Annotated in this window: 15 protein-coding genes and 1 other annotated feature; of the genes, 14 read left to right on the forward strand and 1 reads right to left on the reverse strand. The window is 40.1% G+C overall.

Annotation, left to right across the window (positions count from 1 at the left end):
• Positions 1 to 260: 260 nt before the first annotated feature.
• A complete protein-coding gene (locus KH364_RS05085) occupies positions 261 to 776 on the reverse strand; it encodes a DUF308 domain-containing protein (RefSeq protein ID WP_060924995.1) in 516 nt (171 codons plus the stop codon).
• Between the two features lie 157 nt (positions 777 to 933).
• Positions 934 to 1137, forward strand: a binding site (T-box leader).
• A 180-nt stretch (positions 1138 to 1317) separates the two neighbouring features.
• On the opposite strand from KH364_RS05085, the gene KH364_RS05090 reads away from it, so the two are divergent.
• From KH364_RS05090 to KH364_RS05155, 14 genes are all read left to right on the forward strand, one after another.
• The gene (locus KH364_RS05090) at positions 1318 to 2856 is read left to right on the forward strand and encodes a 2-isopropylmalate synthase (protein ID WP_273298838.1); all 1539 of its coding nucleotides are present in this window, start codon (positions 1318 to 1320) and stop codon (positions 2854 to 2856) included.
• 1 nt (position 2857) lies between these two features.
• Positions 2858 to 4117: a 3-isopropylmalate dehydratase large subunit gene (gene leuC, locus KH364_RS05095; protein ID WP_273298840.1), complete on the forward strand. Its 1260-nt coding sequence runs from the start codon at positions 2858 to 2860 to the stop codon at positions 4115 to 4117.
• Between the two features lies 1 nt (position 4118).
• Positions 4119 to 4610, forward strand: a complete 492-nt coding sequence (locus KH364_RS05100) for a 3-isopropylmalate dehydratase small subunit (RefSeq protein ID WP_009351898.1) — start codon at positions 4119 to 4121, stop codon at positions 4608 to 4610.
• A 174-nt stretch (positions 4611 to 4784) separates the two neighbouring features.
• A complete protein-coding gene (leuB, locus tag KH364_RS05105; RefSeq protein WP_273298841.1) occupies positions 4785 to 5855 on the forward strand; it encodes a 3-isopropylmalate dehydrogenase in 1071 nt (356 codons plus the stop codon).
• 73 nt (positions 5856 to 5928) lie between these two features.
• Positions 5929 to 6258 carry a multidrug efflux SMR transporter gene (locus tag KH364_RS05110; protein ID WP_273298843.1) on the forward strand — a complete coding sequence of 110 codons (330 nt, stop codon included), beginning with the start codon at positions 5929 to 5931 and terminating at the stop codon, positions 6256 to 6258.
• Between the two features lie 147 nt (positions 6259 to 6405).
• A complete protein-coding gene (locus KH364_RS05115; protein WP_273298844.1) occupies positions 6406 to 6948 on the forward strand; it encodes a hypothetical protein in 543 nt (180 codons plus the stop codon).
• Positions 6949 to 7219: 271 nt separating this feature from the next.
• Positions 7220 to 8407: an MBL fold metallo-hydrolase gene (locus tag KH364_RS05120; RefSeq protein ID WP_273298845.1), complete on the forward strand. Its 1188-nt coding sequence runs from the start codon at positions 7220 to 7222 to the stop codon at positions 8405 to 8407.
• 701 nt (positions 8408 to 9108) lie between these two features.
• The gene (locus KH364_RS05125; protein ID WP_273298846.1) at positions 9109 to 10830 is read left to right on the forward strand and encodes an S-layer homology domain-containing protein; all 1722 of its coding nucleotides are present in this window, start codon (positions 9109 to 9111) and stop codon (positions 10828 to 10830) included.
• Between the two features lie 336 nt (positions 10831 to 11166).
• Complete coding sequence (locus KH364_RS05130) at positions 11167 to 11652, forward strand: GNAT family N-acetyltransferase (RefSeq protein ID WP_273298848.1); 486 nt, start codon at positions 11167 to 11169, stop codon at positions 11650 to 11652.
• 199 nt (positions 11653 to 11851) lie between these two features.
• Complete coding sequence (locus KH364_RS05135; protein WP_273298849.1) at positions 11852 to 12601, forward strand: DUF969 domain-containing protein; 750 nt, start codon at positions 11852 to 11854, stop codon at positions 12599 to 12601.
• A 1-nt stretch (position 12602) separates the two neighbouring features.
• Positions 12603 to 13532, forward strand: coding sequence for a DUF979 domain-containing protein (locus KH364_RS05140; RefSeq protein ID WP_265138272.1), 930 nt, complete (start codon positions 12603 to 12605; stop codon positions 13530 to 13532).
• A gap of 46 nt (positions 13533 to 13578) precedes the next feature.
• Positions 13579 to 14232, forward strand: a complete 654-nt coding sequence (pcp, locus tag KH364_RS05145) for a pyroglutamyl-peptidase I (protein WP_043006064.1) — start codon at positions 13579 to 13581, stop codon at positions 14230 to 14232.
• Between the two features lie 453 nt (positions 14233 to 14685).
• Positions 14686 to 15975, forward strand: coding sequence for a YadA-like family protein (locus KH364_RS05150; protein ID WP_273298850.1), 1290 nt, complete (start codon positions 14686 to 14688; stop codon positions 15973 to 15975).
• Between the two features lie 356 nt (positions 15976 to 16331).
• A complete protein-coding gene (locus KH364_RS05155; protein ID WP_054748335.1) occupies positions 16332 to 17447 on the forward strand; it encodes a glutathione S-transferase C-terminal domain-containing protein in 1116 nt (371 codons plus the stop codon).
• Positions 17448 to 17451: the final 4 nt, after the last annotated feature.

Genomic DNA, 17451 nt, shown 5'->3' on the forward strand with positions numbered 1-17451 from the left:
TTTAAATTACTACAGGGTTGTACTAATTTTTGTCCTATAACCCCATTATTACGCTAATGTTAGAGCGTTGGGCTAGTTGCTAAATAAAAGAGCTAGAAAAGCGTCTAACCACTTGCAAATGTAGTAGGCGAATACATTTACCATGACGGCTAGCCAAAACAAATAAAATAGCTGCCACAAATACGAAATAGACATCGTAATTTATGACAGCTATTTGGCAGTACCTGGTCGATCTTATAGTGTAATTATTTAGTTATATTCTATTTTTTAAAAGCCTCACCGATGGAATAAATTCCGTCAAATAAGAAACCGAAAGCGATAAAGTAGATAAATACCTCACCGGAAGCAATCGGCTGGAATATGAGTAATAGGCCTAATAGTAAAAGAATTAGTGCAAGCCATTTTGCATTACGTCCCATGAGTGATACCATGCTGTCGGACTTTCTTGATTTAATGAAAATAAAGATGGCTTCAATTACCATCCAGATGCCGATTGTGATTGGGAGTACTAATGGTAGGAATGCAAATCCGCCGAATATTAAATAGATCCCGAATAGAGCATTGATAATGCCGCTGATAAGATACCAGCCGCTACGTAATTCAGACGATAACGTAAAATAATTTATAATAGAGCTGACCGCACTGACGAAAAAGATAATAGAAAAAAGCCAGGCAAAAGCTATGAGATTAATAACGGGATTTAAGAGTAAGAATATCCCCAGGATAATGCTTACAATACCCGATAAAATAAAGAAGAATTTGCTTGAACCACTCATAATAATTCCTCCAATCATTGGTACTGCCTATTTACACTATACGTGAGATCATGGGGGATGTCAAAGTGTAACGATAAAACTGTGTTTTCACAAAACTCACATGTCCATCCTGTTGACACAGTTCTATAGAATACCGTATAATACCTTTATATCTTAAATACGAGCTATGAATGGGTATAAAGGTTTACAGATCCTGCTTTCAGAGAGTTGCCGGTTGGTGCGAGGCAATAGAGGTTGTACGCTGACACTCTCCCGTGAGCTTTGGTGGCGAATGCAGCAGTAGTCATCGACGGTGGTTCCGTTATACCCGCAACGAGTCCCAATTAGGGTGGTACCGTGTTATGAATATAACGCCCCTTTGAGCAACGACAGTTGTTCTGAGGGGCTTTTTTTATTGTAAAAGTCTAGTAAAATTACTGATTTGATGTATCTACGTTGGCATCAGCTAAAATAGCGTTGAAATCGGCGATTTTACTAAACTTTCACAATAGATAGATATAATACAGCGTTATGTTTTATTAGTATAGAAAAGGTGAAGATTATGGATCAAAATCGCGTATATTTCTTCGATACAACCCTTCGTGATGGGGAACAAACACCAGGTGTGTCTTTACAAACTCCTGAAAAAATTGAAATTGCGAAAGGCCTAGTACGCCTCGGCATCGATGTAATCGAGGCTGGTTTCCCAGCAGCATCCCCTGGGGATTTTGAAGCAGTACAAACGATTGCACGCGAAGTCAAAGGTGCAACAATTTGTGCGTTGGCACGTGCTAATGAAAAGGACGTACAAAAAGCGATTGATGCATTGAAAGATGCGGAACGTAGTCGTTTGCATGTATTCATTGCTATTTCTGAACTTCATATGGAATATAAATTAAAAATGACTCGCCAAGAGGTATTGGATAAGGTTAAATCCGTATTGGCATATGCAAAAGGTAAGGTTGATGAAATCGAGTTCTCCGGTGAAGATGCGGCACGCTCTGATTTAGATTTCGCATGCCAAGTATTTGGTGTTGCCATTGCTGGTGGTGCAACAATTATTAATGTACCAGACACAGTAGGTTACATGAACCCTAATGAGTTCGGTGATAAAATTCGTTACATCAAAGAACATACACCAGGCATTGAAAATGCAATTATCTCAGTTCATTGTCATGATGACTTAGGTCTTGCTAATGCAAATACGTTAGCTGCTATTAAAGCAGGTGCACGTCAAGTAGAAGGCACAATTAATGGCCTAGGCGAACGGGCTGGTAACGTAGCGATTGAAGAAGTTGTAATGGCTCTTAAAACACGCCATGATTACTTCGGCGACCTTCAAGTGAACATTGATACAAAACAATTTACGAAAGTTTCTAAACTAGTAAGTCGTTTGACAGGTGTCGTAGTTCCACCAAACAAACCAATCGTAGGTTCTAACGCTTTTGCTCATGAGTCTGGTATCCATCAACATGGTATGATGAGCAATCCTGAAACGTATGAAATCATGACCCCTGAGTCCGTAGGGGCTGAAAAAACAGACCTCGTATTGGGTAAACACTCTGGCCGTCATGCCTTTGCTGATCATTTGGCAAAACTTGGTTTCCAATCTTTCACAGAAGAGAAAATCAACGACCTCTTCGCTAAATTCAAAGAATTGGCAGACCGTAAAAAACAAGTATACGACGATGACATCGTGGCTCTTGTAGTCGATAATATGCACCATAAAAAAGCATTCGAGCTTGTGGCCCAATACTATAAATTAGGTGAAAAAGGCTACGCATATGCTGACGTTCGCCTCATGACCCCAGAAGGGGAGAAAGCAGATGCTGCCGTAGGTGACGGTCCAGTAGACGCATCCCTTAAAGCAGTTGAACGTGTGGTTGGCTTGCCAATTAGCTTAAAAGACTACCAAATCCGTGCTATCACAGCAGGTAAAGATGCCCTTGGGGAAGCAACCCTTAAGGTAGAATACAACGGTCGTTTGTACCATGGTCGTGGTATTAGCACCGATATCGTTAAATCAAGTGTGAACGCATACATTAATGCAGTTAACTCAGTATTCCTAGCTATGGAGCTAGAACAACAGGAGGAAGAATAATATGGGTATGACCATTACTGAAAAGAATATGGCTCGCCACGCGGGTCTTGATGTTGTAAAACCGGGCCAAATCATCGAATGTCATTTGGATGCGGTATTGATGAACGACATCACATTCCCACCAGCGCGTAAAGAGTTCTTAAAAATCGGCAAACCTGTATTTGACCGTCATAAAATCTACTTGGTGCCTGACCATTTCACACCAAATAAAGATATTCAATCTGCTACACAAGCGAAAGTCATGCGCGATTTCGTACGCGAACATGGCATTACAAACTACTTTGAAGTAGGTAGAATGGGTATCGAGCACGTTATTTTGCCAGAAAAAGGTCTGATCGGCCCTGGCGAAATGATCATCGGTGCGGACTCCCACACTTGTACATATGGTGCGGTCAATGCATTCTCCACAGGCGTAGGCTCCACTGATGCGGGCGTTGCTATGGCAGAAGGTAAAACTTGGTTCAAAGTGCCTGAAACAATTAAGGTTGAGCTTATTGGTAAACCTAACAAATGGGTAACTGGTAAAGACGTAATTCTTGATTTAATCGGCCAAATCGGCGTAGACGGCGCTCGTTACATGGCCCTTGAATTCGCTGGCGACGGCGTACAACACATGACTATGGCTGATCGTCTTACTATCTGTAATATGGCTATCGAAGCGGGCGGTAAATGTGGCGTATTCCCTTACGATGCAGTCACTGAAGAATACATTAAAGGCCGCGTAAATCGTCCTGTAGAACCAATCGCTCCAGATGCTGATGCAGTATATGCTCAAACAATTACCATTGACTTGTCTAAATTGCAACCAGTGGTAGCATTCCCTCATTTGCCATCTAACACACATTACATCAACGAAATCGACAAAGATATTAAAATTGACCAAGTTATTATCGGTTCCTGTACAAATGGCCGTTACGAAGACTTGGTGGCAGCTGCGGAAATCTTCAAAGGTCGCAAAGTGGCTCCATTCGTTCGTTGTATCGTAATCCCTGGTTCCCAAGATGTATATGACCAAGCGTTGAAAGATGGTTTACTAGATATCTTCATTCAAGCTGACTGCGCAGTATCCACGCCAACATGTGGTCCATGTCTTGGCGGTTACATGGGTATCATGGCTGAAGGGGAACGCACTGTTTCCACTACAAACCGTAACTTCCGTGGTCGTATGGGTCACGTTGATTCTGAAGTATATTTGGCAAGCCCTTACGTGGCGGCAGCGAGTGCTGTATTAGGCCGCATTGCAGGCCCTGAGGAGGTTTAATATGGATTTTGAAAGCAAAAAAATCTGGCGCTACGGCGACGATGTAGATACAGACGTAATCATTCCAGCTCGTTACTTGGCGATTGCCGACTGGAACGAATTGGCTGAACATGCGATGGAAGATATTGATACTACTTTCGCGCCAAATGTGAAAGCTGGCGAAATCATGGTAGCTGGTAAAAACTTTGGGTGTGGTTCCTCCCGTGAACATGCACCAGGCGTTATCAAAGCGAAAGGCGTGCCTGTTATCGTAGCACACTCCTTTGCACGTATCTTCTTCCGTAATGCTATCAACATCGGTTTGCCAGTAGTGGAAATCGGCGAACAAGTTGATCGTATCGACGCTGGTGATGCAATCGGCGTAGACTTGTCTAAAGGTATCGTGTACAACCTGACTAAAAATGAACAATACCAAGGCACTGAATTGCCACAATTCATTCAAGATATTGCGGCAGCTGGTGGTTTAGTGAACTTTGCGAAAAATCGCAAGTAGGCTTTAATACGAGGATCGAGCTGGCATATGCCTCTCGAGCCTCCAAAGCGAGCTAAGTCGGTCTCAAGGCATATGCCAGCTCTTGTTCCATTAAGTGCTATTGCGATTTCTTCGAAAAGGGCACTGGGGTGAGTGTGAGAATTGCAGTCTATTACTATTTATTGGAGAGGTAATATGAGCGAAAAGAATATCGTATTGATTCCTGGTGATGGTATCGGTACTGAGATTATTGCTGCAGCGAAGGCTGTGTGTGATGTGGCTTTTGAGAAAGCCGGTGTAAAGGTTAATTGGATTGATAAAAAAGCGGGCGGTACGTCTATTGATGCATACGGCGTGCCTTTGACTGAGGATACAATCGAGGCTTGTAAAGCTGCTGATGCTGTATTGCTTGGTGCTGTAGGCGGTCCTAAATGGGATAATGTGGATCCTTCTATCCGTCCTGAAAAAGCAATCCTTGGTCTTCGTAAGGAGCTTGGTTTGTTCTGTAACTTGCGTCCTGTAAAAATCTATCCATCTTTGCAAGAGTATTCTCCACTTAAAAAGGAACTAGTACAAGATGTAGATTTTGTCATCGTTCGTGAGTTGACTGGTGGTATTTATTTCGGTGAACGGGAAGAGGCACAAGGTGAAGGTGCTAACGAGTTCGCTTGGGATAAAGAAACGTACAGCCGTTATGAAGTAGAGCGCATCATGGACATCGCTATGGAAACAGCTCGTAAACGCAACAAAAAAGTTGTATCCGTAGATAAAGCAAATGTATTGGCTTCTTCTCGTTTGTGGCGCAAAATTGCGCAAGAGAAAGCTGCTGCCAATCCAGATATCGCAACAGATTACTTCTACGTAGATAACACAGCGATGCAACTCGTTGTAAATCCTGCACAGTTTGACGTTATCGTTACAACAAACTTGTTCGGCGATATCTTGTCTGACGAAGGTGCTGTTATTTCTGGTTCTATCGGGCTTTTACCATCTGCATCCATGGGTACTGGCACAGCATTGTATGAGCCAATCCATGGTTCTGCACCAGACATTATGGGCCAAAACTTGGCGAACCCATTGGGTACAATCTTGTCCGCAGCTATGATGTGCCGTCACTCCCTTGATTTACCTCAAGTGGCTGACGCAATCGAAAAAGCTGTTGAACAAGTGCTCGTTGATGGTTACCGCACAGGCGATATCTACCGTGAGGGGTTAAAACGCGTAGGTACCACAGAAATAGCGCAAGCTGTAATCGAACGTTTATAATAGGTGCGATTGAGTGCTTACTTATGTATTGAAGAGAGGGTAGTAAGGCCCTCTCTTTTTTGTGGGAGGCGTTATGTTACCATATTTTTTACTAGCTTTATCTATAGGGCTTGAGCTATTTGCTACGACCATGTTGAAAGCATCTGATGGCTTTACACGGCCGTTAGAGACTATTGCCTGCGTATGTGGCTATGTAGGATCTTTCTATACATTGACGCATGTACTGAAATATATTCCACTCAGTGTTACCTATGCTACTTGGTCTGGGGTCGGCCTTGTGGTGACAGCACTTATTTCTGTCTTTATCTTTAGTGAGGGCTATAATATTTACACTATTTTGGGAATCGGTCTTATTGTAGTTGGCGTTGTCATCCTTAACCTGTGGGGAAGCGTAGGAAACTAAAATTATAGCGAGTCTCTATCTCATAAATTAGAATATTGTAGATGTAGATGTAGATGTAGATGTAGATGTAGATGTAGATGTAGATGTAGATGTAGATGTAGATGTAGATGTAGATGTATAGGCGAGACATTTTTTAAGGAGGCCTTTATGAATTCTTCGATGTATCGAAATTTAACTATTACTGCTTTGTTGATGGCATTAGCCATCATGATTCCTATTATGATGCCCTTGAAAGTTGTGATTCCGCCGGCTTCGTATACATTAGCTAGTCACGTGCCTATATTCCTAGCCATGTTCCTGTCTCGTAAGATGGCCGCTTGTGTAGTCATCGGATCTACTCTTGGTTTCTTTGTAGCAGGCTTCCCGCTTGTTATCGTTATGCGCGCTGCATCCCATATCATCTTTGCCTTGATGGGGGCTTACTATATCAAACATCATCCAGGTGTACTTACAGGAGCTCTATCCTTTGGCGTGTTCAACCTTGTTTGTGCCATTGTTCACGCCATTGGCGAAGTACTAGCATGCCTCTTGTTCTATACTACAACTACAATGCCAAATATTGACCTTATCTATGTCGTATTTGTTCTTGTTGGCGGCGGTACCATCATTCATAGTTTAGTGGATGGATATATTTCCTTATATATCTATAAAGCTATTCCAGGATTGAAAGCCAATACACATATAGAATAATACAGAATATAAGAATACGATAAATAATGTAGCATATAAGAACGCAATAATTGGATAATGCTAAATCCGTATCTGCAGATACAGACAGTCTCTTGTGCTTTCGATATAATAGAACTATAGTTAATGACCGATTCGTGTTATATCGTTCGATGTAACATTTGGGCCATATATTTGGTTGTAATTGTGAAAGCTCTACATATTCCTTGGTTTTTTATAAAACTATATAAGGAATGAGGTGAGTACCTATACTTTCACAGAAATGGAGGTTATTATGAGAAAGCACATTAAAAATAACGTATTTTGGGTAGGTAAAATCGACTGGGAATTAAATGAGTTCCACGGTTCTGATTACAGCATTAACAATGGTTCTAGCCAAAATGCGTACTTGATTGAAGAGGAGAAGACTGTTCTCATCGACACTGTGTGGAAACCTCATTCCTCCGAGTTTATCGATAATTTGGAAGCTGAAATCGATTTAAATAAGATTGATTTCATCGTATGTAACCACGGCGAAGTGGATCACAGCGGTTCCTTGCCTGCATTGATGGAAAAAATTCCTAATACGCCAATTTACTGTACAGAAAATGCAGTTAAGTCCTTGGTTGGTCAATATCATCATCCAGAATGGAATTTTAAAGTTGTTAAAACAGGTGATTCCGTAGATATCGGCAATGGTAAATCCTTAGTATTCGTAGAAATGCGCATGCTTCATTGGCCTGATTCCATGGCAACCTATATGACTGGCGACAATATTTTGTTCTCTAACGATGCGTTCGGTCAACATTACGCAGTAGAAGAATTGTGGGCCGATAAGGCTGATCAATGTCGTTTATGGGCAGAGGCGATGAAATATTATGCTAATATTTTGAATCCATTCTCTCCATTGGTAAAAGCTAAAATTGAGGAAATTCAAAAGCTCAACTTGCCAATCGATATCATTGCTACCAGCCACGGTGCTATTTGGCGTGAAAACCCAATGCAAATCGTTGAAAAATACTACGAATGGTCTCAAGCGTACCAAGAAGACCAAATCACAGTGGTGTACGATACAATGTGGGATGGCACAAAGAAATTAGCTCATAAGATCGCTGAAGAAATTTCTAAGCAAGCTCCAGATACGCGCGTTAAAATCTACAACATTAGTAAAACCAATAAAAATGACATCATGACAGAAGTATTTAAGTCCAAAGCGATCGCAGTAGGCTCTCCAACAACAGGGAATAGCGTACTGTCCAGTGTAGCTGGTTGGCTTGACTTCTTGCGGGAGTTAAAGTTTAAAAATAAAAAGGCCGCTGTATTTGGTACTTATGGTTGGTCTGGTGAATCTACGAAAGTCCTTCGTGAAGAGTTAACTAAATATGGTTTTGCTGTAGTAGAACCAGAAATTAAATGTAACTGGAATCCAGACGTTTCTGATCTTAATAAGACGGAAGAACTAGTAAGTGCATTATTAGCATAATTTAATATAAAAATTTGAGTAAGCCTCTTGTTTTCTTTAGAAAAGCTAGGAGGCTTACTTTTATTTTAGCTGTGTATACATAAAACATTGGATATTCAAAGGAGAAATTGTAGACTTTATTCCTTTAAAGCTTTAGCTGTGATATGTATATATGTTGATGTGTATAGTTGTATAGTGATTAAATATAAATTATAAAATAAGTATAAAATGAAAGAGTGAAGATTAAATATGCATAAAGGTAACTTTCACTAATAGTTCATGAATATAGAGTGAATAAGGATTACTAGGGGTTTGTATTATATTCTAAATACTTATAGAATGATTAATTATTTATAAGTTATACGATTTATTATATGAGAAATACTTGCAGTATTGTGATTTTTTTCACTCATAAGATAAAATAATAAGTAAGGTATATGCGGTTAGAACACTAGTAATAAAGCTATTTTTGGGATATATGAAGACTTATTAATGAACTTTATGAATGAAAAAAGGGTTGTGTATATCGTAAAACTTTGATATGCTATGCGGGTAATGAACAATATAAATTTTTCTTAAACTGAAATGGACGTATTTATTTGAGAGATAAATTAGAAATATTTCCTGATCAGCCCGAGGAGAGAGGCGGAACACTTAGAGAGGTTGAAAAATTGTATTGTATTGTAATTTGGTTAAGTTTTTTAATTTAGTGAGGGTGTAAGATGAGAGAAATGAAACATTCTAAAAAATTAGCATTTGCTGTATTAGTAGCTATCGCTGCTGTGGGTGCGACTGTTGCTCCAGTAAATGCGGAGTCAGGTGTTTATGGTGACAACAACACTGTAGACGGTTATAATGCGATTGCAGTTGGTACAGGTAATACTGTAAACGAATCTACTTCTAACTTCCGCGATCGTGACTATGAAAATGAACCTGATAGTGCAACGTTGAAACCAGGCAACTGGAAAAGCAACTCCGTAGCAGTTGGTTCTAATAACACTGCCTCTGGTAGCTCTGCATTAGCTGTAGGTCATAATTCTAAAGCTGAAATGAGCGAATCTATCGCTGTTGGTCATAGTGCTGACGCTGCTCGTACTTGGTCCACAGCTATTGGTACTCGTGCAAACGCATCTGAAGTTCGTGCACAAGCAATCGGTTTCGAAACAATCGCATCTGGTTACAAATCCAATGCTATTGGCGCTTCTGCTCATGCAACTGGCGCACATAGTGTAGCTCTTAGCTCCTCCGCTGTTGCATCTGGCGACCATTCTCAAGCATATGGTGCTGGTGCACACGCAACTGGCCTTCGTGCTAATACATTAGGTGCAGATTCCCTTGCTTCTGGTGACTACTCCGTAGCTATTGGCGATCATGCAAGTGCAACACACTTGAACTCCATCGCGTTGGGTCAAAAATCCACTACAAGCGAAGCTACAGCTCAAACTAGCGCTACAATTGCGGGCCATACATTCGGTGGTTTTGCTGGTGTAGGTTCTGCAGCTAATGGTTCTGTATCCGTAGGTAAAGCTGGTGCTGAACGTCAACTTAAAAATGTTGCAGCAGGTGAAATTTCCGCTACATCTACAGACGCTGTAAATGGTAGCCAATTGTACTCCGTAGCAAATGAATTGCAAGATCAAATTAACAAAGGTGTACCTTCTAACGTAACTAACCAAATTACAAATATTAATAATCGTGTAGGCAATGTTGAAAAACGTGTTAATAAAGTAGGTGCAGGTTCCGCTGCATTGGCAGCATTGCATCCATTAGACTTCAACCCAGATGACAAATGGACAATCGCTGCTGGTTATGGTCACTACCATAATGCAAACTCTGCTGCATTAGGTGCGTTCTACCGTCCTAACGAAGACACTATGTTCTCCGTTGGTGGTACTGTAGGTACTGGTGAAACTCAATTGAACGCAGGCGTATCTCTTCGTCTTGGTAAACGTTCTCCTGAGTCCCGTTCCCGCGTAGCTATGGGTCGTGAAATTGCTGAATTGAACGCACGTCTTCAAGACATGGAAAATAAATATAACAACTTGTTGCAAATCTTGAACCCACTTGCTATCGATCCTAGCAAAACTGCTGAATTCCCAGATGTTCCTCAAAATCACTGGGCTTACCAATACATTAGCCAATTGGCTGGTAATGGTATCCTTGTTGGCTACCCTGATGGCACATTCAAAGGCGATGCAAAAATGACTCGCTACGAATTCGCCACAATGTTGTACCGTGCACTTCAAAATGGTGCTCCTATCGACGAAAACATGAAACGTGCGATGAATGAATTCGGTCCTGAATTACAAAACATTCGTCTTAACCACTTCCGCATTGATCGTATCTCTGGTGGTGACAACGATCGTCACAAAACTGAACGTGTTCGCGTTAACAACGAACCTGAAAATCAACGTGACGTATACGGTTCCCGTATTTACAAATAATACGACAACTTCCCTTCGAGCTTGTGAAAGTTCAAAAACAGGATGTATCTTCGTGATACATCCTGTTTTTTTGTGCTAAAAAGTAGAAAGTATTAATGATAGGTGTAATATGTGGAAAGTTTTATCTTTATGCACTTGACGTCAATTGGTTCTATTACACGTTAAAATGCGATTATTACTATATTTAATAGTATAATTCTATATTAGGTATTAACATTCTGTATAATATTTATGTAAAAATATTGCAAGTAAATACATGTTAGTGTATAATGACTTTCATCAGATAAATAAATATACATAGTTTGTAAATAAAAATATAAAGATGAGGGAAAGGCCATGAAAGAATTTAGACAATTAACAGTAGCAGACACAGCAGAATATCATAAGGTGTTAATCGATGGCTATGCAGCGATTAAAGACTATCCGATCACCTTTGATGCCATTGATTTTACAGAAGAAGAATCTAAGGAGTGGATTGAAAATTATCCTGTGTATGGGTTATATATCGATGGCGAATTAGTGAGCTCCATTACATTTTGCATGCCTTGGGTAAAATATTCTACACCGGATAAATATCCACATATTGCACACTTTGTAACAGCACCAGCCTTCAAAGGAAAGGGCTATGCACGGGAAACCTTGGGCCATGCAGAAGAGCTTTTAAAGGAACAGTTTAAAACACATACAGTAACCTTGGGGACTGCAAAGGAACATCCGTGGTTACCTAAAATGTATGAATCCTTCGGCTTTAAAGCATATGATAAAGTTCATTTTAGAGGTAAACAACATACTACAATTTTATTCAAAAAAGAGTTGAGTTAAATAAGTAAATCGCCTTGTAATACACGTTTAGTAGTTTTTGGTTTGTAGCAATCTATTAAAATACATTACAAGGCGATTTATTGTGTGATATTATTACTATTTGATATATAATATATTCATATATAATATACATAATATATATACTGTGCCTTTGCGGTTATATACGATTATGGGTAGTTTGTAGAAAGGATGTGTCCATATGATTATTTTATCGGGCATTTTAGTGATGGTCATCGGTTTGATGCTACGCTTTAATGCATTGTTAGTAGTTATTGCGGCAGGCTTTGTGACAGGGCTTTCGGCAGGGCTGAGCATAAACGAGATCGTTGGTGCTATTGGGGAGGCTTTCGTAAAAAACCGTTATATGTCACTATTTGCCTTGGTACTTCCTGTAATTGGTATTATGGAACGCCACGGTTTACGTGAACGGGCAGAAATATTGATCGGTAAGATTCAAGCCGCAACAGCTGGTCGTATTTTCATGATATATCTATTTGTTCGACAAGTAACAGTAGCTCTGGGTATTAGTATGTCGGGTCTTGTAGCTATGGTTCGTCCTTTGATTTCTCCTATGAGTGAAGCTGCGGTAGCGCAAGGTCGCCCTATATCTCAATGTACACTCGATAAGATTCGTGGTGTAGCGGCATCTACAGATAATATTGGTAACTTTTTTGGTCAAAATTTGTTCCTTGCAGCGGGTGGTCTTTTATTGATTAAAGGTGTTATGGAGCAGCTTGGCTATAATGTTGAGCTTACAGATATGGTGCTATATGGAGTTCCTACAGCAATATGTGCCTATATAGTGAGTGTTATTCGATTCTTTATTTTTGATAAAACAATTCAAGCTAGTGTGGCTCAAGACGAGGCGGATATGAAAGCGGGCAAACTTGTGCCAAATGAGCTTAATATTCTCGTCACTCCAGAAGAATTAGCGAAAGGGGGCAAATAATATGTTAGAAGTATTATATAAAATGCAGCCCTTAGACTTTGTATATCTTTTAGTAGGTATTATCTTAGTTATTTTTTCCATACAATCTTTTGTCGATAAGGACCATAATCATCGTATTGGTACTGGTCTATTCTGGCTATTATATGGTATTTCCTTTATCTTTGGCTCTTATATGTCTAAAGAAATTAATGGTTGGCTCGTAATTGCTATGGCGGCAATTGTGTTATTTAAACAACTTGGCAAAGGGAATTATTTTGAATCTGCTATAGATTTCAAAAAAATGGAAGCCTTGCGTATTGGTAATGTGATCTTTATTCCGGCATTGCTCGTTGGTATTATTACGTTCATCATCGGGTTCTTCACGAAACTGGGTGCCCTTGTAGGCCTTGCCATTGCTTCTATTATTGCCCTATGTGTAGCCTTATATATTACGAAAGCTAAGGTCGGTCAAAGTTTCCATGAAGGTCGTCGTCTTCTCGATGCTATCGGTTGGACTGCTATCTTGTCTCAATTATTAGCAGCCCTTGGGTATCTATTTAACCTTGCAGGGGTAGGCAAGTTGATCTCAAGTATGGTAGCTAGCATAGTTCCTGCAGATAACGTATTTCTCATCGTTGTAGCATATTGTATTGGAATGGCTTTCTTCACAATGATTATGGGGAATGCCTTTGCAGCCTTTGCTATGATTACTAGTGCTATTGGTGTACCGATGCTTGTTGCAGGTCATGGTGCTAATCCAGCGGTGATTGGCCCTATTGCAATGCTTGCTGGTTATTGTGGTACCTTGATGACGCCAATGGCAGCAAATTTCAATATTGTTCCTGTGGCGCTTCTTGAAATGAAGGATACCTACGGTGTTATTAAGGCTCAAATTCCTGTAGCTATCGTAATGCTTACATTGAATATTCTGTTAATGTACTATTTCCTTTAATCTATTTTATATATAATATCTTTTGATATTGTTATGAGGTACTATGATGAAAACGATTTTGATTACCGGTTTTGATCCTTTCGGTGGTGAAAGTATCAATCCTGCATGGGAAGCTGTTAAAACGATGGATGGTTACACAGACGGGGACTACAAAGTAGTGACTCAAATGGTGCCAACTGTGCGGTATACATCTGTTAAAACTGCAATAGAAGCAGCCGATACATGCAACCCTGATTTTATTCTTTGTGTAGGTCAAGCTGGCGGTCGTCCAGATATTACGATTGAACGGGTAGCCATAAATTGCGATGATTTCCGCATTCCAGACAATGGTGGCAACCAACCTACCGATGAACCTGTTGTAGCTGATGGCCCAAGTGCTTACTTTGCTACACTTCCTATTAAGGATATGGTTAATGCATTACACCAAGCGGGTATTCCTGCGAGAGTGTCTAATACAGCAGGCACCTTCGTATGTAATCATATTATGTACGGTGTGCTACATTATGCAGCTCAAAAAGGCAATGTTAAGGCGGGCTTCATGCATATTCCGTACTTGCCATCCCAAGTGGTGAACAAGCCAGATCAACCGAGCATGGCTGTTGAGACCGTACGCGCTACGCTAGAAACTATCGTTCATGTATTGGCTCATGGTGAAAGCTACGAAGCACAAAACATAACATATACAACGCCACACGAATAATCTAAGGACTAATTCTTAACAGTCCTGTTCTATTTATAAAATAAAAAGTTGATAGAGAGTCTATGGGTTGTCTGTTCCCGGTTTTACTTGATGGGGAGACAATCTATAGGCTCTCTTTAATTTTATATAATCGTTTCTTGCATAGCCTGGATAATAACTTTTATAGGAAAAATAATAGTTTCTATAAGGCGGATAATAATCTCTTATAGTAGAATCGTATAATCGCCTCTTATAGTGGATGGTATAATAGCCGCTTATATAGGAGGTGTAACTGGTTCTTGGCATGCATAATTATAACTTATTAATAGTCTTAGAATAGATATAATAGTTAAAGATACATGCTGCTTTTCTTGTTTGAGTTTTAGGGGATATTGATTAGAATGTCTAATTTTAATAAAAATTCATATTACAGTATACTTAACCTGATAAGTTATTTGTAGTCAGGAGGAATTTATGAGGGTAAGTAAAAAAGCATTAGTGTTAGCAGCGTGTCTTGGTTGTGGCGTGATGACAACTAGTTTAGCAGCAGATAGTACAGCTGTTAATCCTAGTACAGACGCGCCTACGGTAACATTTGTAGCGGGGAAGAAGGCGATCTTTATTGGTAAAGATCAAGGCTATACTAATAAAGGCTGGGTTGGAGAGGTTCTAGCTATCGGTTATGGTGGTTTTGGTAAACAAGATGCATTAGCTGGAGAGACTGTAGTTGTTGGTAATGCTAGTGCTAGTAACGCACGCGGTGCCACTGTTGTAGGCCAACGTGCGGGTACAAATGGTGAAAATTCTACGGTTATAGGTTCTAATGCATCTGCTTCTATGTATAGTGCAAAAACAACAGGGGCTGTAGCGCTTGGTAGCTATAGTAAAGCTTATGCAACAGAAAGTACTGCGCTAGGTTACTTCTCACAAGTAGAACCCAAAATAGATAACGCTGTAGCTTTAGGGGCGCGCTCCCACGCTATTGTTGGGGCAGGAGAGAAGGGCTATCTCATAGAGGACAGTGACGGGAATAGTAATACTTGGGTATCTAAAATGGGTGCTGTCGCAGTTGGCTCTAAGTCTTATGGGAATCGTCAAATTACAAACTTAACTGCAGGGACACGCGATGATGATGCGGTTAATGTGGCGCAATTGAAACGAGTTCGCGACTATGCGACCTATACAGGTGGCGTTGGCACTACTATTGGAGATGATCATGTAGTTAATGTAAATGTGGGAGATGGTTTGCATGTAGAGGATAATAAAATGGTAGCTGATGTAAAAGCAGCTGATGTAAATGCTTTGAAGCAATCCATATCAGCTAGCACAGGATCTATTGAACGATTAGACTCTAATATTAATCGTTTAGATAGTAATATTAATAGAGTAGGTGCTATGAGTGCGGCATTAGCAGGGCTCCATCCAGTACAGTCTGATGATGGAACAAAGTGGAATCTAGCGGTAGCAGGCGGTTCTTATAAAGGCGAAAAAGCGATGGCTTTAGGTGCCTTCTTCACGCCAAACAAGATCGCTCAATTCTCTGTAGGCTCTACGGTTGGGCAAAACAGTACTATGTTTAATGTAGGTGCCTCTTTTAAGGTTGGTCCTGCTAGTGAAAAGATGGCTAGTCAAGATACTAATGCTATCAATGTACTTTCACAAGAGGTAGAGACATTAAAAGCTCAACATGAAGCTGATGTAAATCGTATTGCTGCATTGGAAGCAAAGGTTAATGCGCTAGCAAATAGAAAATCAAACGAATAGAAATAATAGTAAATAATATTCTTATATGATGTATACAATAACTTATCTTGTGTAATGTGCAAATAGAGCTATATCTGCAGTAGATATAGCTCTATTTTTATGTTTATAAGGTTAAATGGAGTATTTCTCCTTTAGGTGATGTATGTAGTATGATTTTCTATACTTTTACATAGAATGATATTTTATTTTCAATAATCATTATAAATTTTAAATACCTACTATTGACATAGGTATTTAAATAATATATTATAATTACATAATCATATTAAGTTAGTAGGAATAAGTGAGGGATGTCACAGTAGCTTTCAAAATAAGAATTGTAAAGCGAATAGAGATGACCTCTATAGGAGTATAGAATGAGTGAACACGTAGATGTAAGTAACATCAAGGATCCTAGTATCGCGGCAGCTCGAAAAGAAGTTGAGTTCCAACGTGCTATGAATCCTTGTCCAATCGATTTTTCCGAGTTTCAGTCTAGTAACCCTCGTTCTCAAGGGGAGCAAAAGGAGTATGAAGGTAAAGATGCATCGAATTTTAACCGTCGTCAAAAATATTCTGATAGCGAAGAACCTCAATTCACAACACCTTTTGGGAGTGAACCAGGGTTTTTACCTGTAGAAAAAGACCGTTATCGTCTTGTATGGTCTAAACATTGTCCTTGGGCTCACCGTATTGCTATAGCCATCGATTTGCTTGGCTTAGATACGGTAATCTCTAAAGGCACTGTTGATCCATTGCGTCCAGCAGGGGTTATTGCAGACTGGTTCTTTACCCTTGATAAAGATGAAAAGGATCCGGTACTAGGCATTCACTCCTTAGGTGAAGCGTACCGCAAAGGCGACCCTAACTACGACGCACGTTCCACAGTACCAGCTATCGTAGATGTTACAACTGGTGCAGTAGTAAACAATGACTACCATGCGTTAACGACTGAATTAGCATTGGGCTTTAAAGATTTCATCTCGCCTGATGCACCAGATATTTATCCAGAGGAATTACGTGCCGATATCGATGCGTTGAACGTTATTATCTACGCTGATTTTAACTTAGCGGTAAACTTGGCGGCTCTTGTAACAAACCAAAAAGATTACGAGTACTACTACGATCGTATCTTTGCTCGCTTAGACTGGCTTGAAGAGCGCCTTAGCAAGCAACGTTACTTGATGGGCGATACGATTACAGATCCAGATATCCGTATCTTCCCAACATTGGCTCGCTTTGACCTCGTATTCTACCAAAAATACTTGGTTAATAAAAAACGCCTCGTAGACTATCCAAACCTTTGGAACTACGCGAAGGATTTGTACTCCAATCCAGCATTCGGTGGTACAACAGACTTCGACTCTATGCGTAAACGTTTCTACTACGTAGACCATACGCCATTTGAAGATCTACCACGCCTTATTCCAAAAGGTCCAGACGATTCTATTTGGTTAGAACCAAATGACCGTGCGGAGAAATTTGGTAAATAAATAG

It is taken from the genome of Veillonella sp. oral taxon 158, from assembly GCF_018376515.1.
Lineage (GTDB): Bacteria > Bacillota > Negativicutes > Veillonellales > Veillonellaceae > Veillonella > Veillonella rogosae.

Coding starts and splice junctions, on each gene's coding strand:
- KH364_RS05090 (WP_273298838.1), top strand. CDS start 1,318: ATGGATCAAAATCGCGTATATTTCTTCGATACAACCCTTCGTGATGGG.
- KH364_RS05100 (WP_009351898.1), top strand. CDS start 4,119: ATGGATTTTGAAAGCAAAAAAATCTGGCGCTACGGCGACGATGTAGAT.
- KH364_RS05125 (WP_273298846.1), top strand. CDS start 9,109: ATGAGAGAAATGAAACATTCTAAAAAATTAGCATTTGCTGTATTAGTA.
- KH364_RS05140 (WP_265138272.1), top strand. CDS start 12,603: ATGTTAGAAGTATTATATAAAATGCAGCCCTTAGACTTTGTATATCTT.
- pcp (WP_043006064.1), top strand. CDS start 13,579: ATGAAAACGATTTTGATTACCGGTTTTGATCCTTTCGGTGGTGAAAGT.
- KH364_RS05120 (WP_273298845.1), top strand. CDS start 7,220: ATGAGAAAGCACATTAAAAATAACGTATTTTGGGTAGGTAAAATCGAC.
- KH364_RS05085 (WP_060924995.1), bottom strand. CDS start 776: ATGAGTGGTTCAAGCAAATTCTTCTTTATTTTATCGGGTATTGTAAGC.
- KH364_RS05110 (WP_273298843.1), top strand. CDS start 5,929: ATGTTACCATATTTTTTACTAGCTTTATCTATAGGGCTTGAGCTATTT.
- leuB (WP_273298841.1), top strand. CDS start 4,785: ATGAGCGAAAAGAATATCGTATTGATTCCTGGTGATGGTATCGGTACT.
- KH364_RS05115 (WP_273298844.1), top strand. CDS start 6,406: ATGAATTCTTCGATGTATCGAAATTTAACTATTACTGCTTTGTTGATG.
- KH364_RS05150 (WP_273298850.1), top strand. CDS start 14,686: ATGAGGGTAAGTAAAAAAGCATTAGTGTTAGCAGCGTGTCTTGGTTGT.
- KH364_RS05155 (WP_054748335.1), top strand. CDS start 16,332: ATGAGTGAACACGTAGATGTAAGTAACATCAAGGATCCTAGTATCGCG.
- KH364_RS05135 (WP_273298849.1), top strand. CDS start 11,852: ATGATTATTTTATCGGGCATTTTAGTGATGGTCATCGGTTTGATGCTA.
- leuC (WP_273298840.1), top strand. CDS start 2,858: ATGGGTATGACCATTACTGAAAAGAATATGGCTCGCCACGCGGGTCTT.
- KH364_RS05130 (WP_273298848.1), top strand. CDS start 11,167: ATGAAAGAATTTAGACAATTAACAGTAGCAGACACAGCAGAATATCAT.